Genomic DNA, 1,051 nt, shown 5'->3' with positions numbered 1-1,051 from the left:
TGTGTCCCTCTATCACTGTGAAATATACACTCCCTTAAATCCCCTCTATTTTCTTTTAGCTGATTAAGTATTTTAACTGCCTCTTTTGCTTCTAAACTATCAGATAAATTTGATGATGTTATTTTCCTTGAGTATACATCTAATGCTGCATAAAAATACATATATTTGTTTGCTACTTTAAAGTATGTTATGTCTGATGTGTATTTCTCATTTGGTCTTTGTGCTTTAAATTCTCTGTTTATTAAATTATCTGCATATTTATCTGTACTTTTTGTTATTGTGGTTTTTTGTTTTTTACTCCCTTTTGTTTTTGGTGTTAAATTGTTTAATCTCATTATTTTGGTTATTCTTCTTCTTGAAACTTGTTTGTTATATTCTTTTTCTAATACTGCTTTTATTCGTCTACTTCCGTATGTTTGTCTTGATGAAAAAAATATTTCTTTTATTAAACTTTCTAATAAAATGTCCTCACAGGATATTTTGTCTTTTTTCTTTAAATAGTTGTAATAGGCATTTCTTGATACTTTTAATACTTTACACATTGATGTGATTGGAAATTTATCTTTGTTGTTATAGATAAATTCATATTTTACAGTGTTTCTTTCGCAAAGAATGCCATGGCTTTTTTTAAAATTTCGTTTTCAAGTTGTAGCTGAGCTAATTGTTTTTTCAGTTGTTTTATTTCTTCTTCTGCTGGGTCTTTTTTGATTAGGTTGTTTTCTTCTTTGTATTGTCTAACCCAATTGCAGAGGGTTTTGTAATTTAAACCTAACTCTTTTGATACTTCAGATATAGATTTACCTGCGTTTACAACTAACTCTACAGCTGTTTTTTTAGTTGTTTCTGGTATCTTTGTTCTTTTTCCTCCTCTTGGCATTTTTTGTTTCCTCCTGTTTATTGAGTCTTTGTACCATATAGTATAACCACTTCAGTTTTTAAGTGGGAGTTTTTTTATATAACAAATTTTTATAATACGCAAATCAGGTTGGTATAGTTTAAATTTAGATATGCAATTTGTCCAAGAGATAATCCTCCATCATTTGTAGGAACT

The 1,051-nt window shown here is 28.4% G+C and carries 2 protein-coding genes; both read right to left on the bottom strand.

Annotated features, from left to right (window positions below; translation table 11 throughout):
* A partial coding sequence (locus tag HG1285_RS00195) for an IS3 family transposase (protein WP_232219548.1) occupies window positions 1-578 on the bottom strand: 578 nt, incomplete at its 3' end.
* 11 nt (window positions 579-589) lie between these two features.
* Window positions 590-877, bottom strand: coding sequence for a transposase (locus tag HG1285_RS00200; RefSeq protein WP_008289731.1), 288 nt, complete (start codon window positions 875-877; stop codon window positions 590-592).
* Window positions 878-1,051: the final 174 nt, after the last annotated feature.

It is taken from the genome of Hydrogenivirga sp. 128-5-R1-1 (assembly GCF_000171895.1).
The sequence above is the reverse complement of the archived record's forward strand: the minus strand, read 5'-3'. Positions and strand labels throughout refer to the sequence as shown.